This window comes from Amycolatopsis acididurans (genome assembly GCF_012328925.1).
GTDB classification, from domain to species: domain Bacteria; phylum Actinomycetota; class Actinomycetes; order Mycobacteriales; family Pseudonocardiaceae; genus Amycolatopsis_E; species Amycolatopsis_E acididurans.
The window spans coordinates 1-19,898 of record NZ_JAAXLS010000056.1 but is presented as its reverse complement, the minus strand read 5'-3'; the positions used below and the strand labels follow the sequence as shown (position 1 = coordinate 19,898).

General features: G+C 69.7%; 23 protein-coding genes and 1 tRNA gene. 10 read left to right on the top strand and 14 right to left on the bottom strand.

Annotated features, from left to right (window positions below; genetic code table 11):
• Positions 1-3 precede the first annotated feature (3 nt).
• From HFP15_RS36845 to mscL, 4 genes are all read left to right on the top strand, one after another.
• A complete protein-coding gene (locus HFP15_RS36845; protein ID WP_168522259.1) occupies positions 4-609 on the top strand; it encodes a 5-formyltetrahydrofolate cyclo-ligase in 606 nt (201 codons plus the stop codon).
• A 216-nt stretch (positions 610-825) separates the two neighbouring features.
• Positions 826-1,161: an FmdB family zinc ribbon protein gene (locus HFP15_RS36840; protein ID WP_168522257.1), complete on the top strand. Its 336-nt coding sequence runs from the start codon at positions 826-828 to the stop codon at positions 1,159-1,161.
• A gap of 400 nt (positions 1,162-1,561) precedes the next feature.
• Positions 1,562-1,783 (top strand): hypothetical protein, encoded by a 222-nt coding sequence (locus HFP15_RS43180; RefSeq protein WP_246272379.1) that lies wholly within the window; start codon positions 1,562-1,564, stop codon positions 1,781-1,783.
• A gap of 90 nt (positions 1,784-1,873) precedes the next feature.
• On the top strand, positions 1,874-2,371 hold the full coding sequence (gene mscL, locus HFP15_RS36830; protein WP_168522253.1) for a large-conductance mechanosensitive channel protein MscL: 498 nt from the start codon (positions 1,874-1,876) through the stop codon (positions 2,369-2,371).
• An 884-nt stretch (positions 2,372-3,255) separates the two neighbouring features.
• On the opposite strand, the gene HFP15_RS36825 is transcribed toward mscL, so the two are convergent.
• Positions 3,256-3,432 carry a hypothetical protein gene (locus HFP15_RS36825; RefSeq protein ID WP_168522251.1) on the bottom strand — a complete coding sequence of 59 codons (177 nt, stop codon included), beginning with the start codon at positions 3,430-3,432 and terminating at the stop codon, positions 3,256-3,258.
• 3 nt (positions 3,433-3,435) lie between these two features.
• Positions 3,436-3,936 carry a MogA/MoaB family molybdenum cofactor biosynthesis protein gene (locus tag HFP15_RS36820; protein WP_168522249.1) on the bottom strand — a complete coding sequence of 167 codons (501 nt, stop codon included), beginning with the start codon at positions 3,934-3,936 and terminating at the stop codon, positions 3,436-3,438.
• 88 nt (positions 3,937-4,024) lie between these two features.
• Here HFP15_RS36820 and HFP15_RS36815 point away from each other — a divergent pair, with 88 nt between their 5' ends.
• Positions 4,025-5,080 (top strand): NAD-dependent epimerase/dehydratase family protein, encoded by a 1,056-nt coding sequence (locus tag HFP15_RS36815; protein WP_168522247.1) that lies wholly within the window; start codon positions 4,025-4,027, stop codon positions 5,078-5,080.
• 245 nt (positions 5,081-5,325) lie between these two features.
• Here HFP15_RS36815 and HFP15_RS36810 read toward each other — a convergent pair whose 3' ends face one another.
• Genes HFP15_RS36810 through HFP15_RS36800 form a run of 3 tightly spaced genes read right to left on the bottom strand, consistent with a single transcriptional unit; the run spans position 5,326 to position 8,512 of the window.
• A complete protein-coding gene (locus tag HFP15_RS36810; protein ID WP_168522245.1) occupies positions 5,326-6,381 on the bottom strand; it encodes a sensor histidine kinase in 1,056 nt (351 codons plus the stop codon).
• Entirely contained in the window at positions 6,368-7,075 is a 708-nt protein-coding gene (locus tag HFP15_RS36805; protein WP_168522243.1) for a response regulator transcription factor, read from the bottom strand. Before HFP15_RS36805 ends, HFP15_RS36810 begins: the two co-directional genes overlap by 14 nt.
• A 6-nt stretch (positions 7,076-7,081) precedes the next feature.
• Positions 7,082-8,512 (bottom strand): hypothetical protein, encoded by a 1,431-nt coding sequence (locus HFP15_RS36800; RefSeq protein ID WP_168522241.1) that lies wholly within the window; start codon positions 8,510-8,512, stop codon positions 7,082-7,084.
• Positions 8,513-8,655: 143 nt separating this feature from the next.
• Between HFP15_RS36800 and HFP15_RS36795 the strand changes: the two genes are divergently transcribed.
• The 3 genes from HFP15_RS36795 to HFP15_RS36785 are packed head-to-tail and all read left to right on the top strand — an operon-like array spanning position 8,656 to position 10,561.
• Positions 8,656-9,306 (top strand): glycosyltransferase family 2 protein, encoded by a 651-nt coding sequence (locus tag HFP15_RS36795; protein WP_168522239.1) that lies wholly within the window; start codon positions 8,656-8,658, stop codon positions 9,304-9,306.
• Positions 9,303-9,962 (top strand): TIGR04282 family arsenosugar biosynthesis glycosyltransferase, encoded by a 660-nt coding sequence (locus tag HFP15_RS36790; RefSeq protein WP_168522237.1) that lies wholly within the window; start codon positions 9,303-9,305, stop codon positions 9,960-9,962. The genes HFP15_RS36795 and HFP15_RS36790 overlap by 4 nt, the downstream gene beginning before the upstream one ends.
• Entirely contained in the window at positions 9,959-10,561 is a 603-nt protein-coding gene (locus tag HFP15_RS36785) for a class I SAM-dependent methyltransferase (RefSeq protein ID WP_168522235.1), read from the top strand. Before HFP15_RS36790 ends, HFP15_RS36785 begins: the two co-directional genes overlap by 4 nt.
• Here HFP15_RS36785 and HFP15_RS36780 read toward each other — a convergent pair.
• Both HFP15_RS36780 and HFP15_RS36775 read right to left on the bottom strand, forming a co-directional pair.
• On the bottom strand, positions 10,547-11,383 hold the full coding sequence (locus HFP15_RS36780) for an alpha/beta fold hydrolase (RefSeq protein ID WP_312871928.1): 837 nt from the start codon (positions 11,381-11,383) through the stop codon (positions 10,547-10,549). The two genes, HFP15_RS36785 and HFP15_RS36780, sit on opposite strands and share 15 nt — an antisense overlap.
• Entirely contained in the window at positions 11,380-11,820 is a 441-nt protein-coding gene (locus HFP15_RS36775) for a nuclear transport factor 2 family protein (RefSeq protein WP_168522233.1), read from the bottom strand. The genes HFP15_RS36780 and HFP15_RS36775 overlap by 4 nt, the downstream gene beginning before the upstream one ends.
• A gap of 93 nt (positions 11,821-11,913) precedes the next feature.
• Here HFP15_RS36775 and HFP15_RS36770 point away from each other — a divergent pair, with 93 nt between their 5' ends.
• Positions 11,914-12,546: a TetR/AcrR family transcriptional regulator gene (locus HFP15_RS36770; protein WP_168522231.1), complete on the top strand. Its 633-nt coding sequence runs from the start codon at positions 11,914-11,916 to the stop codon at positions 12,544-12,546.
• 91 nt (positions 12,547-12,637) lie between these two features.
• Here the strand turns inward: HFP15_RS36770 and HFP15_RS36765 are convergent, their stop codons facing one another.
• From HFP15_RS36765 to HFP15_RS36740, 6 genes are all read right to left on the bottom strand, one after another.
• A complete protein-coding gene (locus tag HFP15_RS36765) occupies positions 12,638-14,047 on the bottom strand; it encodes a S1C family serine protease (protein WP_168522229.1) in 1,410 nt (469 codons plus the stop codon).
• A 76-nt stretch (positions 14,048-14,123) separates the two neighbouring features.
• Positions 14,124-15,203, bottom strand: a complete 1,080-nt coding sequence (gene galT / locus HFP15_RS36760; protein ID WP_168522226.1) for a galactose-1-phosphate uridylyltransferase — start codon at positions 15,201-15,203, stop codon at positions 14,124-14,126.
• Entirely contained in the window at positions 15,200-15,982 is a 783-nt protein-coding gene (locus HFP15_RS36755; protein ID WP_168522224.1) for a DeoR/GlpR family DNA-binding transcription regulator, read from the bottom strand. The genes galT and HFP15_RS36755 overlap by 4 nt, the downstream gene beginning before the upstream one ends.
• A 50-nt stretch (positions 15,983-16,032) precedes the next feature.
• Positions 16,033-17,448, bottom strand: coding sequence for a sensor histidine kinase (locus tag HFP15_RS36750; protein WP_210718360.1), 1,416 nt, complete (start codon positions 17,446-17,448; stop codon positions 16,033-16,035).
• Positions 17,449-17,456: 8 nt separating this feature from the next.
• Entirely contained in the window at positions 17,457-18,149 is a 693-nt protein-coding gene (locus HFP15_RS36745; protein ID WP_168522222.1) for a response regulator transcription factor, read from the bottom strand.
• A 41-nt stretch (positions 18,150-18,190) separates the two neighbouring features.
• The gene (locus HFP15_RS36740) at positions 18,191-18,847 is read right to left on the bottom strand and encodes a response regulator (protein ID WP_168522220.1); all 657 of its coding nucleotides are present in this window, start codon (positions 18,845-18,847) and stop codon (positions 18,191-18,193) included.
• Between the two features lie 146 nt (positions 18,848-18,993).
• Here HFP15_RS36740 and HFP15_RS36735 point away from each other — a divergent pair.
• A tRNA-Arg gene (locus HFP15_RS36735) sits at positions 18,994-19,066 on the top strand.
• A 378-nt stretch (positions 19,067-19,444) separates the two neighbouring features.
• Here the strand turns inward: HFP15_RS36735 and HFP15_RS36730 are convergent.
• Positions 19,445-19,645 carry a hypothetical protein gene (locus HFP15_RS36730; protein ID WP_168522216.1) on the bottom strand — a complete coding sequence of 67 codons (201 nt, stop codon included), beginning with the start codon at positions 19,643-19,645 and terminating at the stop codon, positions 19,445-19,447.
• Between the last annotated feature and the right edge of the window lie 253 nt (positions 19,646-19,898).

The window sequence follows — 19,898 nt, the reverse complement described above, 5'->3', positions numbered from 1 at the left end:
TTTATGGGAGACCTGCGCAATGACGGGATGGGCAAGGCGGAATGGCGGAAGAAACTGACCGCGGCCCGCTCGTCGGTTTCGTTGGCACAGCGCGTTTCCGAGGCGAAGGCTCTCACCGAGGCGATCGCGACGATGGAACTGCCCGCCACGGTGTGCGCGTACGTGCCGTTCGGCACCGAACCCGGTTCGGTCGGCTGGCTCGACGTGCTGCGGGATCGGGGCGCGCGGGTGCTGCTGCCCGTGATCCTGGACCGGTCGAGCGCGCTGGACTGGGCGGAGTACGACTGCCCGGCGACGCTGTCACCAGGCCGGTGGCGCGGGATTCTCGAGCCGAACGGCCCACGGCTCGGTCCCGCGGCGCTCGGTGAAGCGGGTCTGATGCTTGTGCCCGCGCTCGCCGTCGACGAAAGCGGGATCCGGCTCGGCCGTGGCGCCGGCCACTACGACCGGTCGCTGGTTCACGTCACTTCCGGCACGGATCTGGTCGCCGTGGTGCGTGACGACGAACTGGTCGGGCAGCTTCCCGCCGAGCCCCATGACGTGCGCATGACCGGCGCGCTCACGCCGGGCAAGGGACTCGTCCGGCTGCCGGCGCGAAGTCGCGGGTGACCAATCTCTCACGTCGCTTCGACATCACGATTCACGCAGCCGCCGTTCGACCAGATGAACGCATCGGTCCAGGCCACGCGCCGGGCTGTCCGGATACACCGCGGTCAAGTGCCATCACGATCCGCCGAAACCCCGTTTGACCTGCGAGGGAATGGCCCAGTATCGTTTCGCGTTAGCACTCTTGCGGATCGAGTGCCAATGCACGAAGGAGCTTCAGTGCCCACGTACCAGTACGCCTGCAAGGAATGCGGCCACCGTTTCGAGGCCGTGCAGTCGTTCTCCGATGCCAGTCTGACGGAGTGCCCCGAGTGCACCGGCCCGCTGCGCAAGCTCTACGGAGCGGTCGGCGTGATCTTCAAGGGCAGCGGTTTCTACCGCAATGACTCGCGGTCGGACTCGTCCAAGTCGTCGTCGGGCTCGAGTTCGAGCAAGTCGAGCTCGTCCAGCAGCTCGTCGAGCGACAGCGGTTCGTCCGCGAAGTCGGACTCGTCGTCCTCCTCCTCGAGCTCCAGCTCCTCCAGCTCGTCGAGCACTGCCGCGGCCGCGTCCTGACACCTGGGTTATCCACACCCACCCAGTTGTCCACAGCCGCTTGATCTGCCACTTTCCACCTCGCGAGCGCACTCCCTAACGTCGGAACCGACGCCGGAATCCTCCGCCGTCACACCGATTCTGGGGGTGCGCCGCCATGGAATTCGTTCCACGCTCTTTCTTCGCCCGGCTGCGGCGGTTGTCGCGCGGCCGGCGCTTCGTACTCATCCGCCGGGTTCTGGCGGTAGGACTGCTCGTCGGCGCGGTCGTGTCCGCCATGCGCCCTTCCCCGCCTCCAGCGGTGGCCCAGACGGCACAGCCGCAGGCTCCTCCCGGTGTCCCCCTGACGGGTGGACCGGGCTTCTCGACGGTCCCCGTTCATCTCGCCGACGCGAGCGTCGCGTCGTTGCTCAGTCCTGGAATGCGCGTCGACGTCGTCACGGTCGACAGCAGCGAGCAGAGCCGAAAAGTGCTGGCCAGCTCGGCGACCGTGGTCGACGTCCGTTCACCGCCGAAAGACAGCGGCGGCCTGCTGGGCGGGGAGTCGAAGGGACCGCTGGTGCTGATCACGGTGCCGGCCGACACGGCGACAGAGGTAGCCGCATTGTCACTGCGGAACCCGGTAGCCGTTACGCTCCGCTAGCCAGAGCGCCATGCGGAGGGGGCAGCGTTCCCGGTCGATGCCCTCCTGCCTCTGCTCGGTATTTCGGGTCCCTGCGACGAAGGAGTGCACATGTTCAAGGGCTTCAAAGACTTTCTGATGCGCGGCAACGTGGTCGATCTCGCCGTCGCGGTCGTCATCGGCACGGCCTTCACGGCTATCGTCACCGCGTTCACCAACGGCCTGATCAAGCCGCTGATCAACACCATCGGTGGCACGGACGCCGCGAAGGGCCTCGGCTTCAACGTCCTGTCGTCCAACGACTCGACGTTCCTGGATTTCGGCGGCGTGATCAACGCGGCGATCAACTTCGTGCTGATCGCGGCGGTGGTGTACTTCATCATCGTGCTGCCGGTGCAGAAGATCCAGGAGCGTCGCAAGCGCGGCCAGGAGCCCGGCCCGTCGAAGCCCACGGACGTCGAACTGCTGACGGAGATCCGCGACCTGCTCCGCCAGCGCCAGAACGGCGACGCACAGACCACCTCCACAAGCACCACTGGCAGCACCACGGCCGCCAGCAGCAGCAACAACACGGCCACCACCACCGACTCGCAACGCTCGGAGCGCTGACTGCCGGACAGCGAAACCAGCACGGCCGCCCGGCCGGACCGCGACCCGCCGCACATACCCGGCCGGGGTCGCTACCCTCCGGTCACCCACCACACCCGGCGCGACTTAGCCCTTCCCACCACCCGTCAGTACCCGGCCGGCGTGCTGCTCTCCCCGCCATCGCAGCGCCACACCGGACAGGATTCACCGTCGCTTACCACAGGCAGCCCGAGGTCTCCCCCGAGTGGGCCGCCGGTGGCGGCAAATTCAACCGGGGCCGGGCGGACACCGCACAGGGGAAGCGAGCGGGCAGCGCCGACAGTGGCCCAGCGTCGGCTCACGTCCACGTCGCGCTCGGTCAAGCCACATCTGGACGGGGCAACACAGGGTCACGTCACGCAGGGGCCCGGTCGGGCGGCAACAGCAGAGAGGACGGGCGACGACACGACCAGAGGGCCCGCCGCCCGGAGCCGACGACCGGGCCACCGCCCTACGGCTCGCTTCAGGCACAATCAGTCCGGCCAACGACCGCACGGCCTCAGGCTCCGCCGACGGCTCAGCCAAGCCTTGACGCAGCCGACCCTCTGCCCCTGCCGAGGCCCCGCACGCCGAGCCCGCTCAACGGCACCGCGCCAAGCTCACTCGCCGGCCCGCGCCCCATGTCGCTGAACCGTCGGCCGGTCGATGTCGTCCCGCGGTCAGCGTCTCCGGGCCACCCGGCCGATCCGCACCCCGCTCACCCCAACCGTCGACGCCCCCAGCCCACCTCACCGGTCCGCGCGCCCGGCCCGCCGAAACGGTAACGGCCCCACGTCGCCGAAACGATCCGCCACCTCGCAACGACAGCCCCCGCGACCTCTCGTCGGTCGCGCCTCACCCCGAGGGGCACCGCCTGAGCTTCGCCCCTAGCGGTCGTGGTGCGGGGGCCGGTTCTCGCGGTACCAGGAGTCGCTGTCGTGGTTGCGGGCCTCGGGATCGCGCTCGTCGGAAGTGGTCTCCGGCAGGACGTCGCCGAAGATGGCGTCCAGGTCGCGGCGGTCGTCCCGCTTGCGGGGTCGTTCCGGAGGCTTCTCGCCGGACATGGGTCAGGATTCGTCGAGGCCGGAGAGCTGGTCGATCACGTACGGCACCAGCGACGACAGCGTGGCCATCCCGTCGCGCACCGCGGCGCGGGAACCCGCCAGGTTGACCACGAGCGTGCTGCCGGAAACACCGACCAGGCCACGCGAGATCCCCGCGTCCACCGCGCCCGCGGCGAGCCCGGAGGAGCGCAGCGCCTCACCGATGCCAGGGATCGGGCGGTCGAGCACACCCGCGGTGGCGTCCGGGGTGACATCGCGTGGCGAGACACCCGTGCCACCGACCGTGACGACCAGGTCCACACCACCGATGACCGCCGTGTTGAGCGCATTGCGGATCGCGACGGTGTCGGCATGCACGACGACCACCCCGTCGACGATGAACCCCGCTTCCTCCAGCAACTCCGTCACCAGCGGCCCCGAGGTGTCGTCATGCTCCCCATGCGCCGCGCGGTCGTCCACGATCACCACGAGAGCGCGGCCAAGGCGCTGTGCACTGCGTTCCATGTGGCACACGGTAGCCCGTTCTTACCGAAGTCTGACGGCCACGTCCGTGGTACTGCGCGCCACCCGGCCCCGCCCTAGCGTGACGCCTGTGCGAGTACTCGTGACCGGCGGCGCCGGGTTCATCGGTTCCCATGTCGCCGACCAGCTGGCCGAAACAGGCTGCGAGGCGATCCTGCTCGACAGCCTCCTCCCCCAGGCACACGGCTCCAGCGCGCAACCCGCCTACACCAAGCCACATCGCTTCGTCCACGGCGAGATCACCGACGTGCCGCTGCTGCGCGAGCTGTTGTCCGAAGTGGACGCCGTATGCCACCAGGCTGCCGTGGTCGGACACGGTCTCGACCCGTCCGACGCGCCGGCCTACGCCTTGAACAACGACTACGCCACCGCGGTCCTGCTCGCCGAGATGCACGCTGCCGGCCTCACCCGGCTCGTGCTCGCCTCGTCGATGGTCGTCTACGGCGAGGGCCGGTACGCCTGTCCGCAGCACGGCGTCGTGCCACCCGCGCCTCGCCGACAGTCCGATGTGGACGCGGGACGGTTCGAGCCCACCTGCTCCGAATGCGTCCGCGACCTCGACCCGCTCCTGGTGCCCGAGGACGCACCACCGCGTCCGCAGAGCACCTACGCGGCGACAAAACTCGCCCAGGAGCACCTCGCGGGCGCGTGGGCGAGGCAGACCGGCGGCACGGTGTGGGCGTTGCGATACCACAACGTCTATGGCCCCCGCATGCCGCAGAACACGCCCTACGCCGGAGTCGCGTCGTTGTTCCGTTCCGCACTCGTTCGCGGCGAGGCCCCGACCGTCCTGGAAGACGGCAATCAGCGGCGCGACTTCGTGCACGTCGAGGACGTGGCCACGGCGAACGTGCTCGCGCTGCGAGCCGATGCCACGCCCGGAGCGATCATCCCGCTCAACGTCTGCTCCGGCACCCCGCACACCGTCGGCGAACTGGCAACCACACTCGCCCGCGCCCACGGCGGCCCGGAACCGAAGATCGTCGGCGGCGCGCGGCCCGCGGACGTCCGGCACATCGTCGCCGACCCCGCCCGCGCCGAAAAGCTCCTCGGCTTCCGCGCGAAGGTCGACTTCGACTCGGGGATCACCGCGTTCGCGAGCGCGCCCCTCCGCGAATCCGTCTGAGGCGCAGGCCGGGCCCCCACCGGCGTCGGCGGGCGAGGCCACTACGCGGCTCGGCCCTGCTCCTGTGCTGATGCCACCCGGCCTCCTCGGCATGACGAGCGGCGGTCTTCGCGATGCGGATGGGGATTCGACCTGCTCGGACGCCTCGCGCGACATTGCGGGAGCCCTCTGACACGGTCGGGTCCCCGCAACGCGGCCAGCCTCCCCGCAACGCGGCCAGCCTCCCCACGACACCGACCAAGCTGTCAGGACGCGGCCAGTGGAAGCCGCACCTCGAAGCGGCAGCCCGCGCCGTGGTTCCGGACTCCGATGTGGCCCCGGTGGGCCTCCACCAGGCCCTTCGCGATCGCCAGGCCCAGGCCGCCGCCCGCGCCCGCGCCGCCGGCCGAGCGCTCCGGCGTCCGGGCGTGCGTACCGCGGTAGGCCACGTCGAAAACGCGCCCGATCTCGTCCTCCGGGATGCCCCCGCAGCCATCGTCGACCGCGACCAGGGCCTCCGCGCCGTCGACGCCGATGTGCACCGCCACCGTGCCGTCCGGCGGAGTGTGCCGGATCGCGTTCGAGACCAGGTTGCGCAGGATGCGCGCCAGCTCCGGGTCGCTGCCCGTCACCACCGGCCACGCCTCGGCCTCAGTCAGCACGCGCACCTTCTTCTGCTCCGCCAACGGCGTCTGCCCCGCGAGCGCATCGCTGACGACCTCCCGCAGCGGCACCGCCGACATGGTCAGCCGCAGGGCTCCGGCGGTGATCCTGGACAGCTCGAACAGGTCGTTGACCATCCCCGAAAGCCGTTCGGTCTCGCCGCTGATCCGCTGCGCGTAGTCCGCGACGTCATCCGGCTCCGCGACGACGCCGTCGGCCAGCGCCTCGGCCATCGCCCGGATACCCGCGAGCGGGCTGCGCAGGTCATGGCTGATCCACGCCACCAGATCCCGCCGCGCGGCCTCCGCCGAGCGCTCGCGTTCCCGTGCCTCCCGCTCCCACACAGTGCGCCGCCCGATCGCCCGCCCGAGCACGATAGCCGCCGGCACGGTCACCAGCGCGACCAGCAGACAGACCAGCAGCATCGTGGTCAACGCCGGGGTGAACATGAACCCGCTGATGCCCAGAACCCCGGTGATCGTCGCCAGCACCGGGATCAGGACGAGCACGGTCAACGTCGTCGCCAGCGAACCGCGCCGCAACCAGTAGAGGATCAGCCCGCCCAGCGCCGCCACCGGCAACGCGAAGGCCAGCGCCCACGGCAGGATGTGCCAGGCGTGCGCCAGCATCGCCTGGAAGGACTCGCTAGGTTCGATCATGATTGGTCACCGCGTCGTACCGGTAGCCGACACCCCACACCGTCGCGATCCGCACCGGTTTCGCGGGATCCCGCTCGATCTTCTCGCGGAGCCGCCGCACGTGGACGGTCACCGTCGACTGGTCGCCGAAATCCCAGCCCCACACCCTTTCCAGCAGGTCCGACCGGGAGAACGCGACGCCGGGATTGCCGATGAAGAAGGCCAGCAGATCGAACTCACGTGCCGTCAGCGACAGCTCCGCACCGTCCAAAGTGGCCTGTCGGGCGCCCAGTTGCAGCCGCAGGTCTCCGTCGGTCAGTTCGGTGGGCATCGCCTGGTGCGGCATTCGCGCGCGCCGCAGCACCGACGCCACCCGCAGCGCCAGCTCACGGGGGCTGAAGGGTTTCGTCACGTAGTCGTCCGCTCCGAGTTGCAGGCCCGCGATGCGGTTCTCCTCCTCGCCGAGCGCGGTCAGCAGCACCACCGGCACCTGGCTGGTCTGCCGCAGCCTGCGGCACACCTCGAGCCCGTTCAGCCCGGGCATCATCACGTCGAGCACCACGAGATCCGGCCGCTGGACCGCGAACCGGCGCAGGCATTCCTCGCCGTCCCCGGCCATCTCGACGGTGAACCCACCCGCCTCCAGATAGCGGCGCACCACGTCACGCACCGTCTCGTCGTCGTCCACGACGAGCACCCGACCTTCACCAGCCACGGCCACCTACCAATACGTCAGCACGAGATGGTTCACCGCGAGCGCGGTCACCGCCTGCCCGGCCAGCCACCACCGCGACCTGGGCAGCAGTGCCGCTGCGGGCAGCAACCACACCGTGAACGGTAGCCAGATCCGCTCGACCTCGGATTTCGAGAGCCCGGAAAGGTCGGCGAGCACGATCGTGATCACGGCGGCGGCGACGAGCACGAGCGCCGGATCACGCCACGCCTGCCGGTCACGCCGCAGCAACACGGCGCCGGTCCGGCGGACTCCCGCGACGAGCGCGGGTCCCGCGGCCAGTACGAGGCAGGCGAGGTTCGCCCACACCCAGTACCAGTACGGCCGTTCACTGGCGACGCCCTGGTAATAACGCTCGACGACGAGGTGGTAACCGTCCAGCCACCAGAAACCGGCCGCGGTGAACGCGGCCACCACGGCGAGCGCGCCGAGCAGCGCCAACGGCAGGGCGCGGGTGAGTCCGCGGCCGAGGTAGGTGACGGCGAGCGCGATCAGGCCCAGAAGTACGAGCCCGTAGGACAGGTAGGCGCCGAAGCCGAGCAGCAGGCCGCCCAGCACGGCGAGCGGAAGGCGGCGCGTACCGAGCGCGAGCAGCGCGATGCCACTGGCGGTCACCCCGGCGAACAGGCCGTCCGCGGAGACGCCGACCCAGACCGCGCCGGGGAACAACGCCGCGAACAGGAGGACGGCGCGCGCGGGCGTGAGGCCCCGTTCTGCGCCGAGAGCTTGCCCGGCGGCGGGAACGGCGGCCGCTCCCGCACGCTGGTCGTGCGCGCGGGCCACGGAAACGGCGCCCACCAGAGCCGGTTCCGCGCGGCTGGCGGACCGGCTCAGTGCCTTTACGGTGACCGGCACGGCGACCGTGACCAGGCAGCCGACCAGAACGCACACCGTCGCCGCCCAGGCGCCGCCGCCCAGACCGATGCGGTCCAGCCAGACGAACACCAGCGTCGCACCGGGAGGGTGGCCCGATACGTGCGTCGTCCACGAATTGGGCTGGAAGTCCAGGATGCGGGCGGAAAAGCCGCGCAGCATGGCCGGGATATCGGTGATCCCCGGCACCTCGTGCAGGTACTCGTTCGGGTTGGTCAGGCGGTCGGCGAACCCGCGGTGCCAGCCGTCGATCATCGCCAGCGCGAACGTCCACGCGACCGACACCGCGTAACCCACCCCGAGGAGCGTCCCCCACCTCAGGTACCCCGCCAGCGACGGACCCCACGCGACCACCGCGAACGCGATCAGCACCGCGAACACCGAACCGGGGCCGACATGCGGCAGCCAGACCGCGAACAACGGCGCGGCAGGCGCCAGCAACACCACCCCGGACCCGGGCCGGTTCAGATACGCCCCGGCTCCGACCGCCACCCCCACCAGCACCAGAGCGAGCGCGACCGCCCGAAAGTCCCCGCGCATGCGCATGATCCGGCACACTAACCCGCCCGGGCGCACGGCAACACTCGAAACGTCGTCCCGTCATGGTTCGGTAAGAACTGCCACGACGTCACATTTCGGTAAGGACCGGAAAGGTTTCGATCTGTCCACGGTGGACATACCTTCCGAGCGTGGAGCGCACAGACGTCGTACTCCCGTGCCTGGACGAAGCCGCCGCGCTGCCGTCCGTACTGGCCGGGCTTCCCGGACACTGCCAAGCCATCGTCGTGGACAACGGATCGACCGACGGCTCACCAGACATCGCGGCCGGGCTCGGCGCCAAGGTCGTCCACGAGCCCCGCCGCGGCTACGGGGCCGCCGTCCACACCGGACTCGAACACGCGACGTCGGAGATCGTCTGCTTCCTCGATGCCGACGGATCGCTGGACCCCCGCGAACTCGTGCCGCTGGTCGAAGCAGTGGAATCGGGCGCCGACCTGGCCGCCGGACGGCGGGTGCCCACCTCGGGTGCCTGGCCGTGGCACGCCAGAGCCGGGAACGTCGTCCTCGCGACTCTCCTGCGACGGCAAGGGATTCCCGTCCACGACATCGCACCGATGCGGGCGGCGCGCCGGACCTCGCTGCTCGATCTCGACGTCACCGACCGCGCTTTCGGCTACCCGCTCGAACTGCTGATCAAGGCGGGCCGGGCGGGCTGGCGCATCGAGGAGTTCGACGTCACCTACGGGCCACGCGCCGCCGGCACCCGCTCGAAGGTCTCCGGTTCGGTACGCGGCACCGCCCGCGCCGTTCGCGACATGATCGGAGTTCTGCGCCGATGACCGCCTTCTGCCTGCTCGTCGTCGCCAAGGCTCCGATACCCGGCTTCGCCAAGACGCGCTTGTGCCCGCCGGCGTCGCCGGAACAGGCCGCCGGCATCGCCGCCGCCGCACTGCTCGACACGCTCGAAGCCGTCGCGGCAACCCCCGGCGCCCGGCCGGTGGTCGCCACGGCCGGCGATTTCGGAGCGGCCGCGAACGCCGCCGAACTCGGCCGCGCACTTCGCGAAACCGTGGTGATCCCGCAGCGTGGCAACGACTTCGGCGAGCGGCTGGCCAACGCGCACGCCGACGCCGGCGCCGCACTGCCCGGCCTGCCGGTCGTGCAGATCGGCATGGACACCCCGCAGGTCACGCCCGGTCTGCTCGCCGGGGCGGCCGCCGCGCTCGGCACCCGGGACGCGGCGCTCGGTCCCGCCGAGGATGGCGGCTGGTGGGGACTCGGCCTGCGCGATCCTGCTCAGGCCAAGCTGCTGATCGGTGTGCCGATGTCCCGCGACGACACCGGGAAGCACACGCTGCGCGCCCTGACCGGCGCCGGGTTGTCGGTCACGAACCTCGAACTTCTGTCTGATGTGGACACCATGGCGGACGCCGAGCGAGTCGCGAAACTCGCGTCCGGAAGGTTCGCCGAGGCCGTCGCGGCGGTGCGCCGGTGACCGCATCGTTCGACCTCGGCCTGCTGGGCGGTGCCTGCGTACTGGAAAGCGCCAACGGTGCACGTATCGCCTTGCCGACGCTGCGCTGGACCGGTCAGCCCACGCACGCCGACGAGATGCTGCTCGCCCGCTGCGCCGGACCGACGCTGGACATCGGCTGCGGACCAGGGCGGCTGACCGCGGAACTCACCCAGCGCGGCGTGCCCGCGATGGGGATCGACGTGTCGAAAACCGCCGTCCGGCTCACCCGCGAACGAGGTGGCGTGGCGATCCGGCGCAGCGTGTTCGACCGGATCCCCGGCGAAGGACGCTGGCGGCACGCCATTCTCGCCGACGGAAACGTCGGTATCGGCGGCGATCCGCCGGCCCTGCTCCGGCGCGTCTTCCAGCTTCTCGCGCCCGGCGGTCGCGCGCTGATCGAACTCGAACCACACGGGACCATGCGCCGGGACCGGGTCCGAGTGGGCGACGGTACGTGGTTTCCGTGGGCCTGGCTCGGGGTCGACGCGCTCGACGACATCGCACGGGCCGCGTCGTTGCGCATCGCCTGGTCCGCGGCGCACGGTGCGCGCCGGTTCACCGAATTAGTCGCGGCTTAGCAGTTTCCGCAGCGCGGCAAGAACATCGTCGGGCGCTTCCTCCATGACGAAATGCCCGGCGTTGCCGATCAGGAGGAGTTCGGCGCCGGGGATACCCTCGCCGAGTTCCTCGGCGATGACGGTGCGCAGGTACTCGTCCCTCGCGCCCCACACAATCGTTGTGGGACATTGGATCTTGCCGAGACCCTGTGCGAGATCCTGGCGCGCGGGTACCCGGTACTCACCGAAGTAGTGCAGCAGCCAGCGCACGCCGTCCGTTGTGGACATCCAGCCGAGGTAGCTGTCCAGGGTTTCCCGGTCGACGGCACCGGACCGCAACAGCCCGCGCATACCGAGCCGGTTCACTTGTCCCAGGGGCAGAACCCGGGCGAACAGACCGGCGAGCGGACTGCGACCGAGGATCCCCACAAGACTGAACACCGCGTACCAGGCCGGCACGAACGTCCGGTGGGCGCGGCTGTTGAGAATCGCGAGCCGGCGCACCCGGGCCGGAAACCGTTGAGTGAAGCCGAGCGCGAGGAAACCACCGTAGTCGTGACCGAACAGATCGCAGTCGTCGATGCCGAGCGCGTCGAGAACGCGGCCTAGGCGGCCGACCTCGGTGTCGTAGTCGAAACGCAGGTCCGTCCGCCGTTCCGACTCGCCCCAGCCGAGCCAGTCCAGCGCGATGACCCGGTGCGACTCGGCCAATCCGGGGATCTGGTGCCGCCACGCGCGATGGTTGGCCGGGTAGCCGTGCAACAACACGACCGGTTCGGCGGCGGGATCGCCTTGCTCCACAGAGCAAAGCCGGGCGCCATCGACCCGCACCGAGCGGTTCACGCCCGACGCCCGCGCAACACATACGGCAACCAGGCGCGCGGACGCCGGAGCACGGTGCGGATGACCGCCAACGGATCGAAATGCGCGACGCGCTCGGCGATCAGGCCGTCCTTCGGCGTGATCCGGTCGACGAGCGGCCACTCGATGGGCCCTCCGGCGAGCGAGCCATGCAGCCGGCCCCAGATCAGCAACTGACCGGAGCCGCTTGCCCAGCCCTGCACGTCGTAACGCAGGTCCGGGATCAGGGCCATGGTTCGCGTCATGAATGCCCGCGCCTCGTCGACGCCACGGGTGTCGCGTTCCATCGGGTGAACCAGGCGCACCTCGGGGACGAACAGCGGCGTGAAGGCGTCCGGATCCATGCGTTGCCACGCCTCAGTGAACCGCTTGACCAGATCAGCGGCTTCGGCATCGGTGAGGACGTCCAGTGGTTCCATCGCCACCTCCACGGTTTCTTGCAATCGTTGCAAGAATGCCCTCACCGTAGACGGTTCTTACAACGAATGCAAGAAAGCCCGTACGATGGCCGGATGGCGCGCGACCCACGCAGGCAACGGACGATCGATGCCCTGCTCAAGGCGGCCGAGGAAGTCTTCGCCGAGCGCCCGGCCGAGGACGTGACCGTCGAGGAGATCGCCGAGCGCGCGGGAGTCTCGGTCGGGTCCATCTACAACAGCTTCGGCTCGAAGGCGGGACTGCACGCCGCCGTGGTGGACCGCGCCCTCGACGTCGACCGCGAGTACATGGACCGCGCCTACACGCCGCAACGCTCGCCGATCCAGCAGCTCGAGGCCGCCGCGGAGCAGTACCTGCGCTTCGCGCTCGAACAGCCGCAGTTCTTCCGGATGCTCGCCTTTCCCGCCGCGCTGGGCAACTACCCCGCAGCGGCCGAGACGGCGGCGCGGCTGGCCCACCGCGTCGACGAGCAGAACGCCCGCATGATCGACGCGATCGAACGTGGCATCGCCGACGGCACGATCCGCGAACTCGACGCGCGCAAGGCCGCGACGGTGCTGTGGGCGAGCTGGAACGGCGTGATCAGCCTCGCCTGGCGACCCGACGAGCTGCGCGAGGACGAACAGGGCCTGGCCGAGCTGCTCTCGCTCGCGGCCGACATCGTGAGCTGGGGCCTGCGGCAGGCCGAGGGCAAACCCGGGTCCTGACCACGAAAAAGGGGCTCCCGGCGCGCGTGTCGCCGGGAGCCCGTGGGGGTTGGTCTCGGCCGGGACATCCCGGCCGAGCGTCTTCGTGAGGTCATTTCACCTGGACAGGCTGACCACCGAGGGTGATCTGAACAGTGCGCCCGTCGCTGAGCGTCAGCGTGGCCTTCTCGTTCGGCGCCCTGGTGCGCACCGCCGCGATGAGCCCGTCGGCGTCGTTGATCGTCAGGTTGTCGACCTTCGTGACCACGTCGCCCGCCTTGAGCCCGGCCTGCTCGGCCGGACTGCCTGGCTGCACCTGCTGGATGAGCGCGCCACCCGCCTGCGCGTCACTCACGCTCGCGCCGATGTAGGTCTGCGTGGCCTTGCCGGTGTCGATGATCTCCTTCGCGGTGCGCCGCGCCTGGTTGATCGGGATCGCGAACCCGATGCCGGCGTTCGTCGCCTCGCCCTGCTGCTGCCCCAGGCCGCCGCCGGAGGACTGCGGGCTGTAGATCGCCGAGTTCATCCCGATGACCTGGCCCTGCAGGTCCACCAGCGGCCCACCGGAGTTGCCGGGGTTGATCGCGGCGTCGGTCTGGATCGCGCTCATCACCGTCGTCTGGTCGCTCTCACTGCCGCCCGCCTGCACGGGCCGGTGCAGCGCGCTGACGATGCCGGCGGTGACCGTTCCGGTGAGCTCGAACGGCGAACCGAACGCGACCACCGACTGGCCGACCGCGACCTGGTCGGAGTTGCCGAGCTGGACCGGAGTCAGGTTCTTCGCGCCCTGGACCTTGACCACCGCGATGTCGGTCGTCGGGTCGCGGCCGACGATGGAGGCGTTGACCTTCTGCCCGTCGGGGAACACCGCCTGGATCGTGCCGCCGTTCGCGGCGACCGACACGACGTGGTTGTTGGTCATGATGTAGCCGTCGTTGGAGAGCACGAAACCCGAGCCCTCACCCTGCGCCTGCGCACCCGACACGACGAGTTCGACGACGCTCGGGGAAACCTTCTGTGCCACCGATTCCACGCTGCCCGCGGGCGCGCTGCTGGTCTGCTGGCTCGGCGCGGGCTGGTCGAGCGCGTTGTAGGAACTGCCGCCCGTACCGCTGTTCTGCGACACCAGGTACCCGCCGAGACCACCCGCGCCGCCGCCGATGACCAGCGCCAGCAGCGCGACGCCGGCGACCAGCTTGCCTGCCCCGCCACGTTTCGGCTGTTGCTGTCCGACGGTGGTCTGCTGCGCGGCGGGCATCGTCGCCGTGTTGTACATCGGGATGCCGTGCTGCGCGGCGCCCTGCTGCTGCATGCCGGGCTGGGTCCACGGGTAGGCGGCCTGCTGCTGTTGCTGGCCCTGCGCGGACCACGGGCTCGGTGGCTGTTGCGGTTGCGGGTGTTGCTGTTCCCCGCCGAGTGGCATACCCCGAGGCGGCGTGGTCACGTCCTCCTCCGGCGTCTGTTCCGGACCGGGTTCCGGATTGCCGCCTTCGCCCTGTGCACTGGGGTCGTTCTCGGTCATGTGCCTCACCCTGCTTGTTGGTCCTGAGAGCTAGCTGAGCTCAGCCTGAGGTTCCAGCATGAGTATGCCGGTGAGCTCAGCCCACCGCGCGGAGGCGTTCGGCGATCTGCTCGGGGGTGGCGTCGTTGATCCACACGGCCATCCCGGACTCGGACCCGGCGAGGTACTTCAGCTTGTCCGCCGACCGCAGCACCGAGAACAGCTCCAGGTGCAACCAGTGCAGGTCACGACCGGTGCGCACGGGCGCCTGGTTCCATGACGCGATGTAGGGCAGCTGCCGGTCGTACAGCGCGTCGAAACGGCGCAGCACCCGCAGGTAGATTTCGGCGAACTCGTCACGTTCACCGTCGTTCAGCGCGGGAATGTCGGCCACCTGGCGGTGCGGCACCAGCAGCACGTGCACCGGCCAGCGGGCCGCGGGCGGCACGAACGCCGTCCAGTGCTCGCCCTCCTCGATGACGCGGCTGCCCGATTTGCGTTCCGCCGCGAGCACATCGCCGAGCACCGGCCTGCCGTGTTCCTCCTGGTAGTCGCGGGCGACTTCCAGCGTGCGGCGGGTACGCGGGGTGACGAACGGGTAGCCGTAGATCTGCCCGTGCGGATGGTGCAGTGTGACGCCGATCTCCTCACCCCGGTTCTCGAAGGGGAAGACCTGTTCGACACCATCCACAGTGGACAACGCGGCGGTGCGGTCGGCCCACACGTCGACCACGGTGCGGGCACGCTCCGGGGTGAGCGTGGCGAACGAACCGTCGTGATCGCTGGTGAAGCACACGACCTCGCACCGGCCGCGCCCCGGCGCGGTCGGCACCAGCCCGGCATCGTCTACAGTGGACGGTTCACCGGTGACGCCCTGCGCGAACGAGGGGAAGCGGTTCTCGAACACGACGACGTCATAAGAGGGCTCGGGAATCTCGCTCGGCTTACCGGGTTTGCTCGGGCACAGCGGGCACAGATCGGCGGGCGGTTTGTAGGTGCGGGTCTGCCGGTGCGCCGCCATGCCCACCCACTCCCGGGTCAGCGGGTCGAGCCGGATCTCCGAACTCGCCGCGACCTCGGGCAGGTCGCGCGTGTCGACCGCGGTGCGCTCGCGCGCCTGCTCGTCGAAATAGATGATCTCCCTGCCGTCGGCGAGATGCCGAACAGTCTTGTTCACTCTTCCTCCACGGAAGCGGTTTTCAACTCACCCACGCGCTCGGTCAGCGTGTCTTGTGCGGCCTGCGGCAGCCCGCCATCGGTGACCACGACGTCCGCCTCGTCCAGATCGGCGAAGGTGGAGATCCCGACGATCCCCCATTTGGTGTGGTCGGCGAGCACGACGAGACGGCGGCCGGACTCGACCAGCGCCCGGTTGGTCTCGCTCTCCTCCAGGTTCGGGGTCGTGAAGCCCGGGCCGTCGGCCATCCCGTGCACCCCGAGGAAAACCTGGTCCAGGTGCAGGCGCCGCAGGCTGTGCACGGCGATCGGGCCGACGAGCGCGTCCGACGGGGTGCGGATGCCGCCGGTCAGCACGACCGTGCGGTCTTGTTGACTCGACTCGCGCAGCATGTCGGCGACCCGGATCGAGTTCGTGACGACGGTCAGCCCGGGCACCGCGTCGAGGGCGCGAGCGAACGCCCAGGTGGTCGTGCCCGCCGAGATGCCGATCGCCGTGCCGGGGCGGACGAGGGTCGCCGCCAGTCCGGCGATGGCGTCCTTCTGTGTTTGCTGCTGCACGGATTTCGCTTCGAAACCGGGCTCGTCCGTGCTCTTGCCGAGCACCGCCGTCGCACCGCCGTAGACCTTCTCGACCAGGCCGCGGCTCGCGAGCACGTCGAGATCGCGGCGAATGGTCATGTCCGAGACGCCGAAGCGCGTGACCAGGTCGCTGACCCGGACGGCACCGTTACGCCGAGCCTCTTCGAGGATCACCGCTTGCCGCTGCCGCGCCAGCACCGCCCACTCCCGTCACCGTCAACTACACAAAACCCTACACGATCAAACACTCAGGTGGGGGTGCCAGGGATCCGGATCGTGATGAGCGCGCCGCCTTCGGGTGCGCGGCCCGCGTAGACGGTGCCGCCGTGGCGTTCGGCGGCCTGTTTGACGATGGACAGGCCGAGCCCCGAACCGGGCAGCGTGCGGGCCTCGGAGGAACGGTAGAAACGGTCGAACACCTTGGGCAGATCGGCCTCGGCGATGCCGGGTCCGGAGTCGCCGACCTCGACCACGGCGGTGCCGTCGCCGAGCGGCCGCAGCACCACCCGGACCGTCGAGGCCGGCGGGGAGAACTTCACGGCGTTGTCGAGCAGGTTCAGCACGGCGCGTTCGAGTGCCGCGTGGTCGCCGACCAGGAACCACGGCTGCAGCTGCACGGCGAACTCGATCTCGCCGGCGCGGCGGCGGGCCCGGTCCAGCGCACGCTCCACCACCTCGACCATGTCGACGCGCTCGAACTCGGTGCGGGGCTCGTCCTGCCGCGCGAGCTCGACCAGGTCGCCGATGAGCTGGGTCAGCTCGTCCAGCTGCGCCTTGATGTCGGTCTCGATGTCGGCACGGTCGCGTTCGGACAGTGCCGGGGCGCCGGCGCGGCTGGCGGACAGCAGCAGCTCCAGGTTGGTGCGCAGGGACGTGAGCGGCGTGCGCAGCTCGTGCCCGGCGTCGGCGACGAGTTGCCGCTGACGTTCCTGGGATTCGGCGACCGTGCCGAGCATCGTGTTGAAGCTGTGCGTCAGGCGCGCCAGTTCGTCGTCCCCGCTGACCGGGATCGGACGAAGATCACCTGTCCGGGCGATGTGTTCGGTGGCCGAGGTGAGGCGTTCGACCGGCCTCAGCCCGGTTCTGGCGACCGCGGTACCCGCCAGCGCGGCGATCACGATCCCGCCGCCCCCGATCAACGCGAGCACGGCGGCCAGCTGGTTGAGGGCCTGTTTGGTGGAACCGAGCGACTGGGCGAGCACGAGCGCCTGGCCCGGCGCGTACTGCAGCGCGATCACCCTGGTGTCGGTCGCGGTGTCGGTGCGCAGCGACGAGGACGCGGTGCCCCTGGCGACGGCGAGTTCCTCGTGGCCCGCGGGTGGGCGCTTGCCGCCCGGCGGGTACTGCAGCAGGCCGCTGGAGTCGAGCAGCCCGATCTCGATGTCGGCCGTGGTGAGGAACGCGCCGGGGAACTCCTGCAGGCCCTGCCGCACCTGCGGGGTCTGCATCGCGGCGACCGCGCGGGTGGCGAGGTTGTCGTCCACCTGCTGGTAGAGGTTGTTGTAGACCGTCACGTACGCGCCGATGGACACGAGCGCCATCACGCCGGCCACGCACGCGGCGGCGAGCAAGGTGACCCTGGCGCGCAGGGACATGCGGCGTTTCGGGCCACGTCCCGGATCGGCTGGAGCGCCCACCCGGACGACGTCGACGGGTTCGGTCATGGTCTGGCTCACGGTGGGGTTTCCCGCAGCACGTAGCCGACGCCGCGCACCGTGTGGATGAGCCTCGGCTCACCCCCGGCCTCGGTCTTGCGGCGCAGGTAGCCGACGTAGACCTCGAGTGCGTTGCCGGAGGTCGGGAAGTCGTAACCCCAGACCTCCTCGAGGATCCGGCCCCTGGTCAGCACGTGTTTCGGGTAGGTCATGAACAGTTCGAGCAGGGCGAACTCGGTGCGGGTGAGGCTGATGTCGCGGTCGCCGCGGGTGACCTCGCGAGTGCCCGGGTTCAGGGTGAGATCGGCGAAGGAGAGCTTCTCGGCGTCGGCGCCCGGCTGTGCCTCCGGCGCGGCGCGGCGGAGCAGGGCGCGCAGGCGGGCGAGCAGTTCTTCCAGCGCGAACGGCTTGGGCAGGTAGTCGTCGGCGCCGGCGTCGAGCCCGGAGACCCGGTCGGAAACGGTGTCACGCGCGGTGAGCACGAGAATGGGCAGGTCGTCGCCGGTGCTGCGCAGGCGGCGCGCGACTTCCAGACCGTCGAGACGGGGCATCATCACGTCGAGGATCATGGCGTCCGGCCGGTCCGCGATCACCTTCTCCAGTGCCTGCGCGCCATCGCCGGCGAGTTCGACCTGGTAGCCGTTGAACTCCAGCGAACGCCGGAGGGACTCCCGGACCGCCCGATCGTCGTCGACAACGAGAATGCGCATGTAGACAGTCTTACCGAACGTGCTGAGACTCGGCTAAGAAGCTACAGCTGATCGAGCAGGCCACCCCGGTAGGCGAGCAGCGCGGCCTGCACCCGGTTCGCGGCGCCGATCTTGGACAGGACCGCCGAGACGTAGCCCTTGACCGTGGCCTCGGACAGGTGCAGCCTGCCGCCGATCTCGGCGTTGGACAGGCACTGGCCGATGAGCGAGACGACCTCGCGCTCGCGTTCGGAAAGGCTGGACAGGAGCTTGCGGGCGGGCTGGGCGGCACGCTGGCCCTCGCGATGGGCGCGCACCATGCGCGCCGCGACGCCCGGATCGAGGACGGCGCCGCCTCTGGCCAGGTCACGGACCGCGCGCAGCAGCGCCGCGGGCTCGATGTCCTTGAGCAGGAAGCCGTTGGCGCCGAGGCGGAGGGCGAGGCTGACGTACTCGTCCATGTCGAAGGTGGTGAGCATCGCCACTGTCGGCGGGCTGGGCAGGGCGAGGATGGCCCGGAGCGCGCGGATGCCGTCGTCGGGGGCGCTCATCTTGATGTCGAGGAGGACGACGTCGGGGTGCAGGCGGCGGGTGGCCTCGACCGCGGATCTGCCGTCGCTCGCCTCGCCGACCACCTCGATGTCGGGCGCGCCGGACATCATGCCCCGCAGCCCGGACCGGACAAGCTCCTCATCATCGGCGAACACCAGCTTGATCAACTAGCCCTCCGAAGGTTGGTGGCCGCGGGGTCTCCGCGTCCGGTCACGGAAGGTTACCGGGTGGTAGCGAAAACGTCGATACGTTGTTCATCCACCCGGGTCTGCCTCAACAAGGGGACCGGTGACCGCTAGGCTGTAGCCCGCAGGCCCTCGTAGCTCAGGGGATAGAGCACGGCTCTCCTAAAGCCGGTGTCGCAGGTTCGAATCCTGCCGGGGGCGCACAGCAGGACCAGCACGAAACCGCCCCTCACCAGCTAAAACTCCGGTGAGGGGCGGTTTCGTTATGTGCGGTTCAGTGCATCTCGGAGCGGCTGATTGCAGTTCGTTGTGCCGAGGGCGTGCCGAATCCCGGCAACGACATCGCGGATTCGGGCGTGGGTGTTGTCGGGGTCCCTCAACGTTCCTGCCGAGGACGCCGCCAACTGATCCAGTCGTTCACGCCGAGACAGGCCCCACGAGCGCAGGTGGACCCACTTGTTCAGCTCCGCCAACGTGACGAACGTGATCGCGGGCCGGAATCCGACGAGCCGGACCGCCGGCCACTCTCGTTCGAACGCGAGAGAACCGACATCGGTATCAAGACAGCGACCTCAGGCACTACGCCAGGTTAGCCTTCCGCTCGGCCGACACCCACGCCAGAAACTCATCCAACTCGTCGTCGGTCTCAAACACGCCCTCACACGCGAGATCATCGACAGACCGGATCGGCTGCACGTCCTTCTCCGCCACCAGCGCCGCCAGGTGAGCAGGGCCGTCAAGACCCTCATGCGACGGCTGCTCCGCGCTGCCACTGGTCACGGCCACTTCCTTCGGCTGGAACCACCTATCCGGATCATACCCACGGTCCTACCCGACCCGCGGGCGCTTGTGTCACGACTCAGACGACGGGTGCCGGATCGTGGTCCGATGGGCGATGACTTTCGTAGGGTCTGTCAAACGAGCGGTGTAACTCGGGTTGAAGGGGAACTACTTGCGTCCGGCGGCCAGACGGCCGTCGAAGGCGATCTCGAACGCGTTCAGCGCGGGTTTCCACCGCATCGTCCAGCGTTTC